This window comes from Bacillus kexueae, assembly GCF_022809095.1.
GTDB lineage: Bacteria > Bacillota > Bacilli > Bacillales > Aeribacillaceae > Bacillus_BZ > Bacillus_BZ kexueae.
Genome location: NZ_JALAZE010000003.1, coordinates 54,877 through 71,396, shown reverse-complemented (window position 1 = coordinate 71,396; position 16,520 = coordinate 54,877). Strand labels below are relative to the sequence as shown.

Annotated in this window: 14 protein-coding genes and 1 other RNA gene; 1 reads left to right on the top strand and 14 read right to left on the bottom strand. The window is 37.6% G+C overall.

What is annotated here, in order from left to right; translation table 11 throughout:
• Positions 1-207 precede the first annotated feature (207 nt).
• The 5 genes from ctaF to cyoE all read right to left on the bottom strand — a co-directional run bounded on the left by ctaF (position 208) and on the right by cyoE (position 5,158).
• Positions 208-540 (bottom strand): cytochrome c oxidase subunit IVB, encoded by a 333-nt coding sequence (ctaF, locus tag ML543_RS07835; RefSeq protein ID WP_243386686.1) that lies wholly within the window; start codon positions 538-540, stop codon positions 208-210.
• 4 nt (positions 541-544) lie between these two features.
• Positions 545-1,168, bottom strand: a complete 624-nt coding sequence (ctaE, locus tag ML543_RS07830) for a cytochrome c oxidase subunit III (RefSeq protein ID WP_243386685.1) — start codon at positions 1,166-1,168, stop codon at positions 545-547.
• Positions 1,168-3,036, bottom strand: coding sequence for a cytochrome c oxidase subunit I (gene ctaD, locus ML543_RS07825; RefSeq protein WP_243386683.1), 1,869 nt, complete (start codon positions 3,034-3,036; stop codon positions 1,168-1,170). The genes ctaE and ctaD overlap by 1 nt, the downstream gene beginning before the upstream one ends.
• A 25-nt stretch (positions 3,037-3,061) precedes the next feature.
• Positions 3,062-4,156 carry a cytochrome c oxidase subunit II gene (gene coxB / locus ML543_RS07820; RefSeq protein ID WP_243386681.1) on the bottom strand — a complete coding sequence of 365 codons (1,095 nt, stop codon included), beginning with the start codon at positions 4,154-4,156 and terminating at the stop codon, positions 3,062-3,064.
• 102 nt (positions 4,157-4,258) lie between these two features.
• A complete protein-coding gene (cyoE, locus tag ML543_RS07815) occupies positions 4,259-5,158 on the bottom strand; it encodes a heme o synthase (RefSeq protein WP_243386998.1) in 900 nt (299 codons plus the stop codon).
• Between the two features lie 427 nt (positions 5,159-5,585).
• On the opposite strand from cyoE, the gene ML543_RS07810 reads away from it, so the two are divergent.
• The gene (locus ML543_RS07810; protein ID WP_243386679.1) at positions 5,586-6,491 is read left to right on the top strand and encodes a COX15/CtaA family protein; all 906 of its coding nucleotides are present in this window, start codon (positions 5,586-5,588) and stop codon (positions 6,489-6,491) included.
• A 652-nt stretch (positions 6,492-7,143) separates the two neighbouring features.
• Here ML543_RS07810 and ML543_RS07805 read toward each other — a convergent pair.
• The 9 genes from ML543_RS07805 to ML543_RS07760 all read right to left on the bottom strand — a co-directional run bounded on the left by ML543_RS07805 (position 7,144) and on the right by ML543_RS07760 (position 16,519).
• Entirely contained in the window at positions 7,144-8,655 is a 1,512-nt protein-coding gene (locus ML543_RS07805; protein WP_243386677.1) for a carboxypeptidase M32, read from the bottom strand.
• Between the two features lie 359 nt (positions 8,656-9,014).
• Entirely contained in the window at positions 9,015-10,946 is a 1,932-nt protein-coding gene (locus tag ML543_RS07800) for an ATP-dependent DNA helicase (RefSeq protein ID WP_243386675.1), read from the bottom strand.
• 164 nt (positions 10,947-11,110) lie between these two features.
• On the bottom strand, positions 11,111-11,308 hold the full coding sequence (locus ML543_RS07795; RefSeq protein ID WP_243386673.1) for a hypothetical protein: 198 nt from the start codon (positions 11,306-11,308) through the stop codon (positions 11,111-11,113).
• 57 nt (positions 11,309-11,365) lie between these two features.
• Positions 11,366-12,520, bottom strand: coding sequence for a THUMP domain-containing class I SAM-dependent RNA methyltransferase (locus tag ML543_RS07790; protein WP_243386671.1), 1,155 nt, complete (start codon positions 12,518-12,520; stop codon positions 11,366-11,368).
• 213 nt (positions 12,521-12,733) lie between these two features.
• An RNA gene (gene rnpB, locus ML543_RS07785) (RNase P RNA component class B) lies at positions 12,734-13,125 on the bottom strand.
• 62 nt (positions 13,126-13,187) lie between these two features.
• On the bottom strand, positions 13,188-13,487 hold the full coding sequence (gene gpsB, locus ML543_RS07780) for a cell division regulator GpsB (protein ID WP_243386996.1): 300 nt from the start codon (positions 13,485-13,487) through the stop codon (positions 13,188-13,190).
• Between the two features lie 69 nt (positions 13,488-13,556).
• Positions 13,557-14,102 carry an SLOG family protein gene (locus ML543_RS07775; RefSeq protein WP_243386994.1) on the bottom strand — a complete coding sequence of 182 codons (546 nt, stop codon included), beginning with the start codon at positions 14,100-14,102 and terminating at the stop codon, positions 13,557-13,559.
• 158 nt (positions 14,103-14,260) lie between these two features.
• Positions 14,261-14,488, bottom strand: a complete 228-nt coding sequence (locus ML543_RS07770) for a CotD family spore coat protein (protein ID WP_243386669.1) — start codon at positions 14,486-14,488, stop codon at positions 14,261-14,263.
• Between the two features lie 765 nt (positions 14,489-15,253).
• A complete protein-coding gene (locus tag ML543_RS07760; RefSeq protein WP_243386665.1) occupies positions 15,254-16,519 on the bottom strand; it encodes a ribonuclease H-like domain-containing protein in 1,266 nt (421 codons plus the stop codon).
• Position 16,520: the final 1 nt, after the last annotated feature.

Sequence of the window (16,520 nt, the reverse complement as noted above, 5' to 3'; positions counted from 1 at the left end):
CAAATCCTTAGGCGAAGGGCGCTGGAGGACCTGCGAGGAGGCTTCCGTCGCCACAGCAGGGTCGAAGCGACCCGAGCTGATGGCGCTTAGAGCTAGACACCAAAAAAACTGTAAAGAGAATACTTTAACACTTTATTGAACTTAAACTTTCTGTAACAATGAAAAAAGAAAAAAGCAACTGGCGTTTGCCAGTTGCTTTTTCATTTTTTACCACCATACGATTGTTGAGAAAGCTAGGACAGTTAAAAACGCAACGAATACACCCGAGTATATGAATAACTGTGGCGCTTCATGTCCTTTATGACTCATATGCATAAAATAGTAAAGTTGGAATATGACTTGCACACAAGCTAATAAGAAAATAAACGGTGCTTTAAACCATTCGCCAATTCCGTCATACCCAACGGCAATAAACGCAACGATCGTAAGGAAAATCATTAGAGCAAATGAAACTACTTGGTATTTCATTTCCTCTTTACTCTTTTTACGACGATAAGCAACATCAACTTTTGGGTTTCCTGAATTTTGACTATTTGCCATCAGTTTATCCCACCATTCCCATTAAATATACGACTGTGAAGATAAACACCCATACTACGTCAATAAAGTGCCAATAAAGACTCGCTACGTAGTATTTCGGTGCATTGTATAAATTTAAGCCTCGTTTAGCGTTTCGGACCATTAACGTAACAATCCATAAAAGACCGAATGCAACGTGTCCTCCATGTGTTCCTACAAGAGTATAGAACGAGGAGCCTAATGCACTAGAAGTAATCGTAAATCCGTACTCGTGAACATAATGATTGAACTCATAAATCTCAAGTGCTAAGAAAGCAGCACCTAGAAGAACAGTAATTCCAAGCCATAATTGCATCTTAGCAAAATTAAAGTTCTTCATATGATACATTGCATAAACACTCGTTAAACTACTCGTTAATAACAGCATCGTTGCAATGAAGACTAGTTCAAGATCAAACATCTCTTGAGTAGTTGGACCACCTGCTGTTGAGTCCTTTAATGCTAAGAATGTTGCAAATAAAGTTGCAAATAAAACGGTCTCTCCACCTAAGAATAACCAGAATCCTAAAAATTTATTTTTCCCTTCAAGAGTAGCTTTTTCAGGATTAGCCGGGAAGGTTTCAGCTGTAAATTTTTCTTCTACATGCATTATGCCTTAACCCCCTTTTCATCATCCTTTAATAGGTCTTCCTTATGAATATGATATCCATGATCATCAATAATTGAACGGAAGAACATGGAACCTAATGTGATAGCTAAACCGATTAAGGCAACTGCAAGACCCCATGAATAATCTGTACGATACATCAATCCGAATGCACCAACGAACAGACCGAATGATAAAATGAACGGAATGATTGATGAGTTTGGCATATGAATATCGCCAATAGGTTCTGCAGGTGTCATACCGTTCTTACCTTCCATTTTTTCCACCCATAATGGATCTAAACCACGAACTAAAGGAGTTTGTTTAAAGTTATATTCAGGTGCTGGAGAAGCAACTGCCCATTCTAACGTACGACCATCTTCCCAAGGGTCGTTGCCAACACGCTCTGCTTTAACTGCTGATACAATTACGTTTACGATTAATACGACAACTGCAGCAGCCATGAAGAATGCACCAATTGTACTTACAAAGTTACCTGTATCCCATCCTTGTTCTCCCAAGTATGTGAATACACGGCGTGGCATCCCCATTAGTCCTAAGAAATGTTGAATAAAGAAAGTTAAATGAAAACCGATTGTAAATAGGACGAATGTTATCTTTCCAAGACCCTCTGATAACATATGTCCAAACATTTTTGGCCACCAATAATGAGCAGCGGCAAATAAAGCGAATACAATACCACCAACAATAACATAGTGGAAGTGAGCAACGACAAAGTAAGAGTCGTGGTACTGATAATCAGCAGGAGCAGCAGCAAGCATGATACCTGTTACTCCCCCAAGAACGAATGAAGGAATGAACGTTACTGCATAAAGCATTGGTACAGTGAAGCGAATGCTTCCGCCCCAAATAGTGAATAACCAGTTGAATACTTTAATACCAGTTGGTACACCGATAGCCATAGTGGCAACAGCAAAAATTGCGTTTGCTGTTGGTCCAAGACCAGTTGTAAACATGTGGTGTGCCCAAACCATGAATCCTAAAAATCCAATTAAAACTGTCGCAAACACCATAGACGTATATCCGAAAAGACGTTTACGTGCAAAAACTGGAATAATTTCTGAGAAAATACCGAATGCCGGTAACACAAGAATATATACTTCTGGGTGTCCGAAAATCCAGAAAATATGCTCGTAAATAACAGTGTTTCCACCTAATTGAGGAACGAAGAACGCTGTATCAAAAAGGCGGTCAAACATTAAAAAGGCTAGACCCACTGTTAAAGGTGGGAACGCGAATAAAATAAGTGCAGACGCTACGAATGTCGTCCAAGTAAATAGCGGCATGCGCATGTACGTCATTCCTGGCGCACGCATGTTAATAATGGTAACTAGGAAGTTAATGCCTGCGATTAATGTTCCTAAACCTGAAATCTGTAAACCTAAGATATAGAAATCAACACCATGCCCTGGAGAATCCAATGCAATAGAAGCATAAGAAGTCCATCCTGCATCTGGTGCTCCACCTAAAAACCAACTTAAGTTTAAGAATAGTCCACCAAAAAAGAATAACCAAAAACCTAAAGAGTTTAAGAATGGGAACGCAACGTCGCGCGCACCAATTTGAATCGGTACAACTGCGTTCATATACGCAAATAATAACGGCATTGCAGCTAAGAAGATCATAGTTGTACCGTGCATTGTCATAAATTCATTAAACTTTCCAGCACTGACGAAATCATTTTCTGGGACGATTAACTGAATGCGCATCGCAAGCGCCTCAAGTCCACCTAAAATGAAGAAAAATCCGCCAGCAATTAAATAAAGGATCGCAATTTTCTTATGGTCTACGGTTGTTAAGTAGTCCCATAAGGTTGCGCCTAACCCCTTTTTCTTTGCTAACGTACTCACTTTGCTACCTCCCTTTTATCTGCGCTTATTTGTTTTCTACAGAAAGGTTAAATAAATACTCTGTTAACGCATCCAATTCTTCATCTGATAACTTGTCATACGTATCAGTCATTTTATTTCCAGGCTTAATTGTCTCTGGATCCGCTAACCATGCTCTTACGTTTTCTTCATTATTTTCTAAGATACCTGCAACACGCTCACGATCTCCAAAGTTCGCTAAGTTCGGAGCTGTACGTGCTGCTTCAGGACGTGTATCCGCAGGTGAAATAGCATGACAACCGATACATCCTTTTTCTTGGAATAGTTGTTCACCCTGCTTAGCTGAAGCTGTTTGAGCTTTCGTTTCTACATCATAGTTTTGCATTTCTGCAATCCATTGATCAAACTCAGCGCGAGATACCGCTTGAACTTTAAAGTCCATTAGTGCATGGGAAGGACCGCAAAGCTCAGCACATTTACCATAAAATACGTTGCCTGCTTCTTCCGCACGCTCAGAATCAATTTCTAACCAGAACTTGTTTGTATTGTCGGTATTTGTGTCCATTTTACCGCCAACAGCTGGAATCCAGAATGAGTGTTTTACATCAGATGCTACGATGTTAAAGTATACTTTTTCATCTGTTGGCATCATTAAATCCTGACCAGTAATTACTCCATAGCCTGGATATTCAAATTCCCACCAATAAAGGTTGGCACGAACGTTGACAACAAGCGGGTCTTTACCGCCGTTTTCAGCGTCAGCAAGCGCTTGTTCCATCGGATCTACATCTGCAAGTTTATAAGTAGCAGAAACAGTAGGAACTGCAAGCACAATGAGAAGTAGAATTGGAATTACTGTCCAAATAATCTCTAGCTTGTGACTTCCCTCAACCTGTACTGGGATTTTGTCGCCTACTTTAGACCGACGGAATTTCACGATAACGTAAATGAAAATAACAGTTACGACTGCAACGACAACCACCATGATAAGCGTACTTAACATCATAAGAGAGTACTGCTCATCCGCCACTTCACCTGCAGGTGTTAACGTGGAAATAAACGGTTCACCGCAGCCAGCTAAAATCAGCGCCATGATTGCAAATAGAGAAAATTGACGCCATTTTGTCAGCCACTTTTTCATAGCTAAATCAAACCCCTCTTTCTACCTTAATGTCCGTAAAGTTGTGATGAAGAAAATGATAATTCCTTCTATATTGAAATTCTTATTAGAAAGAATTACAACCTAAATCGCAAAAATCACCATAGCTACAAACAAAATGGTTAAGTAATTTAAAGAGTAAATAAACATCCATTTTGCCCATTTAAGATCATCTTTTATCTTCAAGCCTGATAAGGCAAGAATTAACCATCCAATATTTAATAGTGTTGCTAGAATGATGAATCCAATACCTAAACTATATAAATAAAACGGTAATGGAAGTAGACAAGCTACCCATACCATCATTTGTCTCTTCGTAATACCAAAACCATGAACAACAGGTAACATCGGGATACCTGCCTCGCGGTATTCTTCACAGCGCTTCATCGCAAGTGCTAAGAAGTGTGGGGGTTGCCAAATAAACATAATAAAAAACAGAACCCATGCAACCGTATTTAACTCAGTAATTGCAGCCCATCCAATTAATGGGGGAACTGCTCCTGAAATACTCCCCACAACCGTATTAATCGTGTACTGCCTTTTCGTCCACATTGTATAAAGAACCACGTAGGTAAAAACACCAATTAATCCAATGACGGCAGCAGTAATGGAAGTCAAACCAAGAAGAACCGTTCCTAATAGGATAAAGCCCAGTCCTAAAGCAAGTACTTGGGCTGGTGTGATTCTTCCCGTAACGGTCGGACGTGATTTTGTTCGTTGCATGATGTGGTCGATATCACGATCGTAATAATTATTAATAGCACAAGAACCAGCAATAATCAGTGCCGAGCCTAATAATGCAAAGATAACTTTGTCTATATGAACGATAAAGCTCTCTCCAGTAAAGTAAAGAGCCAACCACAATCCTGTAAAAGTCGTAATTAAGTTGGAATTTACAATCCCAATTTTGATCAATGAAAGAAAATCTTTCCAAGCGGAGGTTGTTTTTTCAATTCCATGCGATTGATCGTTCTGGATTGCCATCTCACCTTGTGTATTCGCCATCTAGTTTCCTCCTCTATCGTAAAGTTGGTTCCATTTGAAGGCGGTTCCAACAAACAAACCCAATTCATAGCCATCTTATATTAATGGCTATAATAAATAAATGTACACTTGTAATTAAACCATATTTCGTCAAACTTTTGTGTACAATTCATGAATAAAGTTTGTCGAAATTGTGAAGGGACTGAAATAAAAAAAATATAGCATTATAATAATATCAGTAAGTCCTAATACGAATTGTCCCCTTACTATTTCTAGCAAACTCTATGTAAATATTCAAGTTTTTTCAAATAACTTTTTCATTTCCTTCTCTTTCACTATAATAGGATGAGTGAAGGAAAACAACATAGTTATTAAAACTACCGAAAAAAGGTATAAATAAAATTTTAACAAAGAAGGTGACTCACGAATGTATCGTGTACTAAAAATTCTATCAGTCATCACATCTATTGTGATGCTTTTCGTTTTATTAGGAGGAGCACTTGTAACAAAAACAGGTTCAGGAATGGGGTGTGGACGTTCATGGCCACTATGTCACGGACAAATTATCCCTGACCCTCTAACACTTGAAACTGTCATTGAGCTATCTCACCGTCTCGTAAGTGGTACGGCTGGTATCCTAGTATTGGCTCTTTCCATCTTATCTTGGAGACTAATCGGACATAAACGAGAAACAAAGCTATTAGCTATTTTATCTTTATTCTTCTTAGTACTCCAAGCCTTAATCGGAGCTGCTGCTGTCGTATGGGGACAATCTGATGCTGTGTTAGCTTTACACTTTGGCATTTCACTTATTTCATTTGCTACTGTGTTTCTATTAACTTTACTTGTTTTTGAAGTAGACCGAAAATTCGATGCAAGTACATTAAAAATCGGGAAGACCATGCGTTTTCATACGATAGGAATTATCGTTTATAGTTACATCGTCGTTTATACAGGTGCATATGTGCGCCATACAGGTTCAAGCTTAGCATGCCCAAATGTTCCATTTTGTACTGACGATCAATTATTACCTTCCAACTTCCATCAACTAGTTCAAATGGGTCATCGCTTAGCGGCATCCATTATTTTTATTTGGATATTTATCGCTCTAGTTCACGCAATAAAACATTATAAAGACCAACGAATTATGTATTGGGGATGGATTGTAGCGTTTATTTTAGTCGTTTTACAAGCCGCTTCAGGTATGTTAGTTGTTTACACGAACTTAAATTTATCTTTAGCCCTAATGCACGCTCTATTCATTTCATTACTATTTGGTGTTCTAAGTTATTTTGTCTTGTTAATATCTAGACAAGGAAAAAAAGTTAAGTAAAAAATGTTTTTTTAGTTACTAAAGATGTATTGGGCGAAGTAGAAAGTTTTTTATGTAAGCACGAGAGGGCCTCCCGCACTGTGATGAAAGTAAATCAAGCAGGTATCAATTTATAGTCAGTTCGTTAGACGTTAACTAGAAAGAGTGTGTGGTCTTGCCCTTTCCTCTGAACCCCGCGAGTCAAGTCGCTCCTTCACAAAGGGGAAAAACGATTCTCAACAATATATTTTACACACACTAAAAGCTCCAATCCTTTAGAAAAGAGCCATTAGAAAATTACAAACATAAAAGACAGGATAGTATTATATATAAGAAACATACATGATTTTACACTGACACCCCGGACATGAAAATTTATTCTCCCCGGGGTTTTTTCTTTCTACCATCTACCTATCATGATCGCTCATTCGGCTCATAGGTAATTTTTATTTTCGCAGAAAAAGGGCAAGTCCTTTGGCGAAGGGCGCTGGAGGACCTGCGAGGAGGCTTCCGTCGCCACAGCAGGGCCGAAGCGACCCGAGCTGATGGCGCTTTGCGCTAGACACCAAAAAAACGGTAAAGAGAATACTTTAACACTTTATTGAACTTAAACTTTCTGTAACAAAAATAAAGGGTCCAATGTCAGGAAATCCTGATCTATTGGACCCTTTATTTAATCTAACTTGTAAATGGTACGATATTTATCTTCTAAATAACGAATTAAATAAGCTGGATTTAACGACTCTCCCGTTACTTCTTGAACAATTTCAAGCGGTTTTTTCATTTTACCATATTGATGAATATGTTTTGTCAACCACCTTTTAATTTCATTAAAACGACCTTCTTTTACGAGTTCATCGAAATTCGGTAAATCTTTTAACATTTGATGTTTAAATTGAGCTGCATACATATAGCCGAGTGCATAGGATGGGAAATACCCAAAACTTCCGCCTGCCCAGTGTACATCTTGAAGCACTCCTTCTGCATCATTTCTCGGCCGAATTCCTAAATATTCTTCATACTTGCTGTTCCAAATCTCTGGTAGATGATCCACTTCTAATTCACCTGAGAAAAGGCCTTTTTCAATCTCGTATCGAATCATTACATGGAGTGGATAAGTTAACTCATCCGCTTCAATTCGAATGAGGGACGGTTTTGACTCATTGATTGCCCGGTAAAAATCCTCTAATGACACATGGTTAAATTGTTCGGGAGAATATGACTTTAATTGTTCAAAGTATCGCTCCCAAAAACCTTCGTGTCGCCCGATAAAGTTTTCATAGAATAATGATTGCGATTCATGAATACCCATTGACGTCCCAGACGAAAGAGGAGTATTGGCCAAATCACTTGATATATTTTGTTCATAAATCGCATGTCCACATTCATGAATTGTTCCAAAGATAGCTGTGCGGAAGTCATTCTCATCATATTTTGTCGTGATTCGAACGTCACCTTGATTCAGTTCAATCGCAAAAGGGTGCACTGTCTCGTCTAATCGTCCAGCCTCAAAATCATATCCTAATTCATGCAAAATGAAGTGAGAAAACGCCTCTTGCTTATCTTTCGGGAACGGTTGAAATAAAAATTCTGTTTTTGGTTTGTTTGAAGCATTATTTATTTTATGTACAAGTGGGACAATCTTCTCCTTTAACTGCGCAAAAACCTCATCTAGTATTTCAACTGTTATTCCCGGCTCATACATATCTAATAACGTATTATAAGGATGTCCTTCATAACCCCAATATTCTATAAATTTCTTATTAAACTCAACTAATTTTTTCAGATATGGTGAAAACATTTGAAAGTCAGCTTTTTCTTTTGCTTCTTCCCATACTGATTCAGCTTTTGACTGGAGTACGACATATTCTTTATACTCATCTTGAGGGATTTTTTTATTTTTTTCGTAGTCTTTCCGACATTCTTCCAGTGATTTTCTCGTAATCTCGGATAGTTCACCATCCCTAGCTTCTTGCTCTACCCCTTCTAAATAGGAAGCCATTTCTTCCGACGTTGACATTTTGAAAAGCTCTGTAGATAGCATACCGATTACATCCGAACGGCTGTCCACTCCTTTTTTCGGTGCACCTGTCCGTAAATCCCAATATAGGACATTGATGGCTTCTTCATATTGCTTCATCTTCTGTACATACGACAAAAATGCTTTTTCATTTTTGTTTGTCATCGAATCACCTCTTGATCTTTTACAATTATTCACTATCACTTCCGGTTAAAATATTCAACTACGAGTTTGAAAATTCCTTCAAATTCAGATTACTCAACATAGAAATGATATGTCAACAAAATAAACCCCAATAGTAAAAAGGCTGTTCAAAACGAACAGCCTTTTTATTCGAATATAAAATTCTTTTAATGCCATTTTGGTGCCAGACACTTACAGAATTTGCACAGGACGTGGCCCTTCTATTATTCTCTCCTCAACTAGCAAGCTCTTCTGGAGGTTCTTTCTATAGAATAGACACGCCGAATTTCTACTCATATTCGTCGTTCAAAAATCAAGTCTTTCACTTGTGCGACTGTCAATTATGCTCTCTTTATTGCATTGAACATTTTCGGCTCAACAGGTAACACTTTTTTCACTTCTTTTAGAGTCGTATCCTCTAAGGAAGGGTTGAGAAAAATGGTGACTTTCCCACAATCTGACTTCGAACGAATAAGACGACCAATACCTTGTTTTAATCTTAAAATCATATAAGGCATGTCTACTTCGTGAAACGGTCGAGCGGATGCATTTCGTTTTGCTTCAAATACAGGGTCATTAGGTGGGAAAGGAAGTGACCAAATAATGACATGTGTTAAAGAATCCCCAGGTACGTCAAGGCCTTCCCATAGATGTACAGCACTTAATACACTCGATTCGTTTTGTTGAAAATCTTTAATTAAATCACTGACTTCTCTTTCTCCTTCAAACATCAAGGGATACGTATGATTGATTTCTTCTCGTTGAAATTGTTTCATTTCTTCTTCACTTCGGAATAAAATGAGTGCTCGTCCACCATTTTCATGAATGATTTGTTCAACCATTGCTTTCTTTTCTTGTTCATGCGCCTCAATTAATTGAACTTCCATTTGCTCTTCGTAATTAAATGGTGAGTTCACTGTAAATGTCAAGGCTTGATCAATTCCTAAACTATTCGCAATATAATCAAACGAGCCCTCATTATCAGATAGGGTAGCAGAAGAAAAAATATAAGGTATTTTTTTAGAAAACACTTGTTTCCCTAAAATTTCTTTAACGGTCCGAGGCATGATGACGAGTGTTACATCCTCTTCACCTTCCAACCAATCAATCGCTTCTTTATCTTGGACAAATAATTTTAAGGAGTGTTCCATTTGATCTAAATACTCTTCCACTATCGTTAATTCGTACGAATCAATGGTGTACATTTCACTTTCAAATACAAGTGCATCACCTAACTTTACAAGTAACTCATGTAATTGTTGAGCCACATTGTTCAATTGAGTTGTACGACGAATTTCCTTTCGATTGGAACCTTCAATACGAACGGAAGCTTCAATTAACTCATCAAAAAATTCATCTTGAACAGATAGAGCATCTTCTACGAGAAGTGCAAATTCTTCACGTACATCATTCGCTAATAAACGTTCTAAAAATTGTTGCAACATTCCTCTTTTCACTCGGTATGTGAGTGCTTTTTGCGCCGCATATTCGAGGAGATGTCCTTCATCAAATATAACCGCACTATGGTCCGGCAATAAAGGTAATTGCCCCTCTCGTTTTCTCGCTTCATATGTCCACACATGTTCCATATAAAAATCATGCGAACAAATAATTAAATCCGACGACTTACGGTAATAGTCTCTTGTCAATGTTAAACCACAACGATTCCTTTTCGTACATGATAAGCAATCTTGGAAGGAGTCCCAATTAATCTCATTCCACTCTTCATCCGTTAAATGTGGGTACTCCTTTCGATCACCGTATGGATAAAATGACTGCATTCCTTTATGTTCATGTACAAACGGTGGAAGTTCGTCAAATAGGTCTTCAAACAGCCCTTCACGTTTCCCTAATGATTTTTCCAGTTTCTGTAAACATAAATATTGAGCATTTGATTTAGCAAGTCGGACATCAACGTTGAGTCCTAATGCTTCTTGAATCTTTTGAATATCTCCTTCTTTCTTCACTAATTGTTCAATCAGTGCTTCGTCAGCACATGCAATGATAACAGGCTTTCCTACGTATCGAGCGTAGCTAATAGCATACAATAAATAAACGAGTGTCTTACCTGTCCCTACACCAGCTTCAGCAAACATTACTTTCTTTTCTTTAAATGCTCTATCTAATTGAAAGGCCATAAAAATCTGCTCATCACGTTCTTCAAAACCTTTCTGTGGTAAAATATCATAAAATACATCCCCTACCCACCCACTTAAAGCTTCATAAAAAGTTTCGTCTTTTGAAACGGTAAAAGGAAGTCGAGCTTGTACCATTAAATTTTCCTCCAATATAACAATTCTATCTTTCTTTCATGCCTATTCATGTTTTTCGATACTATATTCTTATATTTCGTTTAAAAAGTACATGTTTTTATACGATTCTCTGATAAATTCAATTGTCTAGACAAAAAACAAGGCTTCCCTTAAGGAAGCCCGTGTTATTTATTTTCGATATTCAACAAGGAAGTAAATCGCATTGAATCATCCGATAAAGCGAGACCCATTGCATGCCGTACATTTTGTTGCGCTTCAATTAAGTGTATTAAATTTTCATCACTCATTTGTACTGATAATTGTTCATACGCATAGGTTATCGCTTTCGTAATTCTTTGAAAATCATCATTTGTTAACATCATAACCACTCCATCCAAAAAAACTCAGAGTGATTATAGTTTATGCAACTGAAATGTAAATTATTCTACTTTGGAAGGTTTCGGCGGACGCTTCCCCCAATATTGATAGTAGTCTGTACGAATAAAACCATTGAAAAGCTTACGCTTTTTTGTCGCTTTTTTTCCATACGCTTCTTCAAATTGCTGATAAGATGTCAACATGTAAATAGACCATGTATCTAACGAATCAAAGGCGATTCCCATATCACGGTACATCATTTCAACTTCTTTTCGCTCACCAAGACGCTCACCATAAGGTGGATTCCCTACAATGACCCCATATTCTTTCGCAGTCGTAAAATCTTTTACTTGCATCTGTTTAAACTGAATCATATCCCCAAATCCAGCTTCTAATGCATTTTCCTTTGCGATGTGAATCATCCGATGGTCAATGTCTGTTCCGAGAATATCGAGTGGTTGATCATATTTTGCTAATTGTTCAACCTCATTCCTTGCTTCATCCCATAATGAAGCCCCCATCCATTCCCAAGATTCTGAGACAAATTCACGGTTAAAACCTGGAGCAATATTTTGACCAATCATGGCTGCCTCAATCGGAATTGTACCTGATCCGCAAAATGGATCGACAAACGGTCGATCTGCGTTCCAATTTGTTAATAATACGAGTGCTGCCGCCATCGTCTCTTTTAATGGAGCATCTCCCTGGCCAACACGAAATCCGCGTTTATGTAATCCACTTCCACTCGTATCAATGGTTAAAGTAGCAACATCTTTATGTAAAGCTACTTCAATTCGATAGAGCGAACCCGTCTCATCAAGCCACTCTGTCGCCTTTTTGTATTGTTTCTTTAATTTATCAACCACCGCTTTTTTAACGATTCGTTGACAATCCGGTACACTCGCTAATTTCGATTTTACTGATTTTCCGATGACAGGAAATTCTCCTGTTTCAGGAATAAATCGAGCCCAATCGATTGCTTTTGTTTTTTCATAAAGTTCTTCAAACGAAGTCGCTTTAAATTCCGCCACTTTTAACTTTATTCTGTCGGCTGTTCTAAGCCAAAGATTAGCACGACATATTGCTAACGGTTCCGCTTCGAACGTAACTTTTCCATTATCGACTTGACATTCATATCCAAGATCTCTTACCTCTTTTGCTACAATCGACTCAAGCCCCATCGCAGCTGTGGCAATTAAAGTTAGTTTTTCTGACATAATTTCACCCTATCTTCGTTCATTCACTTCCATTTTGTCGTTTTTCAAACGAAAAGTCAATTTGACAAAAAATTGAGCAAGCCTTGTCTAAGATGTATGTATGGCTCATATTCTAATGAGTCATGTTTACAGTTGATATCTTAATGCAAATAAAAAACTCTCCTTCAATAGGAGAGTGCTGTTTCATTCTGTCATGCAGTTTACTCCATAACGTTCTATAAGCCATGTTTTGTTCCTTCGTACTCCAAACGGAATTGCACCTCGTACTCCGGTGGTAATCATCTATCTACAGAAGGTTATCCCTTCTGTCCTTCTTGTCGTTCATTTCCTCCAAGAAGGTGCCCCTACCATCATTTGGGTTTCTCGCTCGTGGGGTTTACCTCGTTCCACTCTTATGATTTCTCATAAGACTCCGTCACTGTGGCACTTTCAGAATACTTATACCATATCGCAAAGCAACTTAGGTATGTTCTTCGCCGTCAGCCATTACTAGCTGCCCTAGCTTATGACTTCGCTAGGCACGATCACTACGGGCATCTCAGCACCGTGCGAGCATGGACTTTCCTCTACAAGGAACGGATTCCTTGCAGCGATTACCCGAACGTTATTGACCTGCATTTAGTAGTATAGTAAAGATTAAGGTATGTTTCAAGAGTAATTTTTGTGATCAATCGTATAATTTACTTCCAAACACATGTTTTTCCAAATGAGAAAGACGTTTTAATATATCAAAATTCGTCGTGTTTGCCTGTGGACTTGTTTGTTTCTTTTGCATATCTTCCATTTGCTTTTTCAAGCGCATATTCTCTTGCTGCAAATCTTCAATGATTTGATGAAAGGACTCATAATCCTTGATGATAGTATCAAGAAATTTATCTACTTCCTCTTGTCTATATCCGCGCATTGACGATTTGAATTCTTTTTCCAATATTTCCTTTGCCGTTAATCTAATTTTATCTGAAATCAAATGATTCACCTCATTACCACGTGAAATATCCTATTTCATATTTTTTCAAACTTCTTGTCTAATGTCAATTTATTCTTCCATCTCTTCTTCGACAATCAGCTGTAAATCATAAAATGTAATGGGATAAATTTCGTAACCTTTAAACTCTTGTTTCTTTTTGGCGATTTGAAGCTGATATTTTGGTGTACCTTCTTTTTCTTCGTCATATAATATAATTAATCCGTCCGTCTTTTCAGTAATAAATTCATTCTTCATTCGAAATTGAAAAGGGCCCTCGTATTCCTTTTTGGAGATACTGTCGAAAAAGTCAGCTTGAGACATAATCATTTCAAAATACTCTTGCTGATCCTCTTTCCAATTTTTATGTTGGTTTACAAAAGGAGCAAGAACAGCTAGTTGTAAAGAGGGATATTCCAGTTGTAGCTCAAATACTACTTCAGCCGTCCACAGTTCCACCCCTTGCTGTCCGCTAATTACGACCCATTCAAGACCCTCATCTAGTAATGGAATTAAGCTTTTTTTAATCGCTTTTTTAATATATGAAATTGCTGGTTCCTCTCGTTTAAAAATCCCTAGCTCATAAGGTTTGTAACCCGTCACTGCCACAACTTTCAATTCATTCACTTCCTCCAATATTAATTAGGCAAAGGATGATTGAATTTCTTTAACATGTAAAGAGGAAATTTTCTCCCTCTCAAAGATTATGTAATCTAACTATTACGACTTTAATGGTATAAAAAAGAGGAGCCAAAAAAATCAGCCCCTCCATTTAACTATCTAGGCATTGGTCCAGGACCGCCACAATTGAAATGTTGATGGTACGTTTCGTTCGCAACAGACTGTGTTTGCGGATAATAATGCATATGCTTATACATTTGGTGATTTACGTTTGTTGTATGTGTTGGATGGATGTGTGGAACGATTGTTGTCGAATAATTGTTGTTAACACAGCATTTTGTAGGATGGACAATTGGTGCCATCATATTTGGTCTACAGTGCATAAACTAAAACTCCTTTCCATCTTTTATCTGTCTTACAATAACAGCCTATGATGAAAAGAGTGTACATGTACTAATGTAAATACCTATTTTTAAAGGAATGCGTAAAAGGCTTCTTTAAAATTCGAAAAAATGAAAGCCGTAACAAATAAAATGACAAAAAACAAGTAAAATATTCCTTTATACACGCTTACTCCCTACTTTACTGAATTTTTCACACAAATATCATTTTAGTATGAGTTTGGTTATTTGTCATTCCTCATTTTCAAAAAAAAAACAAAAAATTTTATCCGTTTAATGGGGAGAAGTACGCCGATTAGAATTTCCTCTTTTTTTAAGGCTGTTTTCGTATAGATTGTTGCTTTTTCAAACATTTTTCAAATGAATTCTGGACATTGCGCTACGGACACTTGCTTTCCGCGGGGAGGAAGTCGAGCCTCCTCGGCATGTGCCTGTGGGGTCTCGCCCTTTCCTCTGTATCCCGCAGGAGTCAAGTGCCCTCCGCTTCATTACAAAGGAGGAAAAACGATTTTCAACCATGTATATTTACACACATAAAGCAACAATCCTTTAGAAAAGAGCCTTTTTTAAAAATCTGTTCAAACGGCTGTTCTCATATTAGGGGTAATAATGGTTCTGAACAATGTTTTTATACACATGTAAAGAGCATTTCAAATAATTGGTGATAGACAGTGTTGGTGGCACCTGGCAACATACTTAATCCCTCTAAACCTTTTGATTCTATTAAAAAATCATAAGGAACAGGAATCATTTCGACAGCAACCTTTCTATTTTTTTCTTCAGACGTGTTTCACGCTTTAAAATATCTGACAAATATTTGTCTCGTTTCGTTTGCGCTTTCATTTCCTCATTTATTAAATACTGATAAGCCTCGGTAACAACTTTGATCGCCCTATTCAAATCCTTTTTGCGATGCTCGTAATATTTCGCTAACTCAATATAGGATAGGACTCTTTCTTTAAATAAAGGAGAGCTCGATACGATTTCTTTCCAAAGCAATACCGCATTTTCATCATTCTTTTCTTGTTTATACAAAATAGACTGTTCAAACTTCGCTTTCCATATATTTATATGGTCGTCCTTTTCCACATGCTTGTACGTCTCCAAGGCTTGCGATTTATTCCCAGCAGCCTGAAACCACTTAGCTAAATAATATGACTCTTCTTGAAACTGATCTGCATTTAAAAGTTTTTTTGAAATGTGCGTATAAAGGGTTATGAGCGATAAAACATCTAATTCGTTATGCTTAAAAACCCCTTCGAGCACTTTCGGGTCTTGTGTTTTTAAGAAATGAAAATATAACATTGGCGCTAAATATCCAGGTGTATCTTCATTCCGATTAATATTTAAAATTTCTTTTTCAACGATGGTTAACCTTACAGATTCTAATCGATCCTTCCAAAGTCTTCTCGAAGCATGGTATAAATCAAAATGCCCGAAGGACGGCAATTTCGGAACTTTTTCACGAATAAAAGCATGACGAGATTTCACTTGAGGCCAGTCAAAAGCTTTTCCATTATAAGTAACTAATTTTTCAATATTAACTTCACTTAAAAAGCTTTTATATAATGCAACTTCATGACCTGGTCCAGGTAGAAAATGTTGCTTAATAACGATTCGGTTCTCATTTAATCGGGCATGACCAAGTAGAAAAATCATGTTCCCTGCTCCACCTTTTAAACCAGTCGTTTCTGTGTCAAAGAAAAATAGATGATGCGGATCATGCCCCTCTGCAGATAAAGGATGAATTACTTTTTTACGATTCCAACTTCGAACAACCTCTTCAAATTCCTTAAGTTTATATAGACCATGTTGATGAGTGACCGGATATTCAACCGTACGAACAAGTGCATACTGGTCTTCAAAATAGAATGGTTTGATCCCAAGTTCTTCCCACTGAATTAAATAAGGAATCTGAGTCTTTTGTTCCGGCTCTACCGAGTTTTGTTCGGGTTCTTTTTCGTTGGTAACAATATGTTTCTTTAGCCGCTTTAATTTATTTGTGATGGACATA

Excerpts from the sequence above, each read along its gene's own strand:
- ML543_RS07805 (WP_243386677.1), bottom strand. The coding sequence starts at position 8,655 with ATGACAAACAAAAATGAAAAAGCATTTTTGTCGTATGTACAGAAGATG.
- ctaF (WP_243386686.1), bottom strand. The coding sequence starts at position 540 with ATGGCAAATAGTCAAAATTCAGGAAACCCAAAAGTTGATGTTGCTTAT.
- ML543_RS07790 (WP_243386671.1), bottom strand. The coding sequence starts at position 12,520 with ATGTCAGAAAAACTAACTTTAATTGCCACAGCTGCGATGGGGCTTGAG.
- ML543_RS07770 (WP_243386669.1), bottom strand. The coding sequence starts at position 14,488 with ATGCACTGTAGACCAAATATGATGGCACCAATTGTCCATCCTACAAAA.
- coxB (WP_243386681.1), bottom strand. The coding sequence starts at position 4,156 with ATGAAAAAGTGGCTGACAAAATGGCGTCAATTTTCTCTATTTGCAATC.
- cyoE (WP_243386998.1), bottom strand. The coding sequence starts at position 5,158 with ATGGCAATCCAGAACGATCAATCGCATGGAATTGAAAAAACAACCTCC.
- ctaE (WP_243386685.1), bottom strand. The coding sequence starts at position 1,168 with ATGCATGTAGAAGAAAAATTTACAGCTGAAACCTTCCCGGCTAATCCT.
- ML543_RS07810 (WP_243386679.1), top strand. The coding sequence starts at position 5,586 with ATGTATCGTGTACTAAAAATTCTATCAGTCATCACATCTATTGTGATG.
- ML543_RS07795 (WP_243386673.1), bottom strand. The coding sequence starts at position 11,308 with ATGATGTTAACAAATGATGATTTTCAAAGAATTACGAAAGCGATAACC.
- ML543_RS07760 (WP_243386665.1), bottom strand. The coding sequence starts at position 16,519 with ATGTCCATCACAAATAAATTAAAGCGGCTAAAGAAACATATTGTTACC.
- ML543_RS07800 (WP_243386675.1), bottom strand. The coding sequence starts at position 10,946 with ATGGTACAAGCTCGACTTCCTTTTACCGTTTCAAAAGACGAAACTTTT.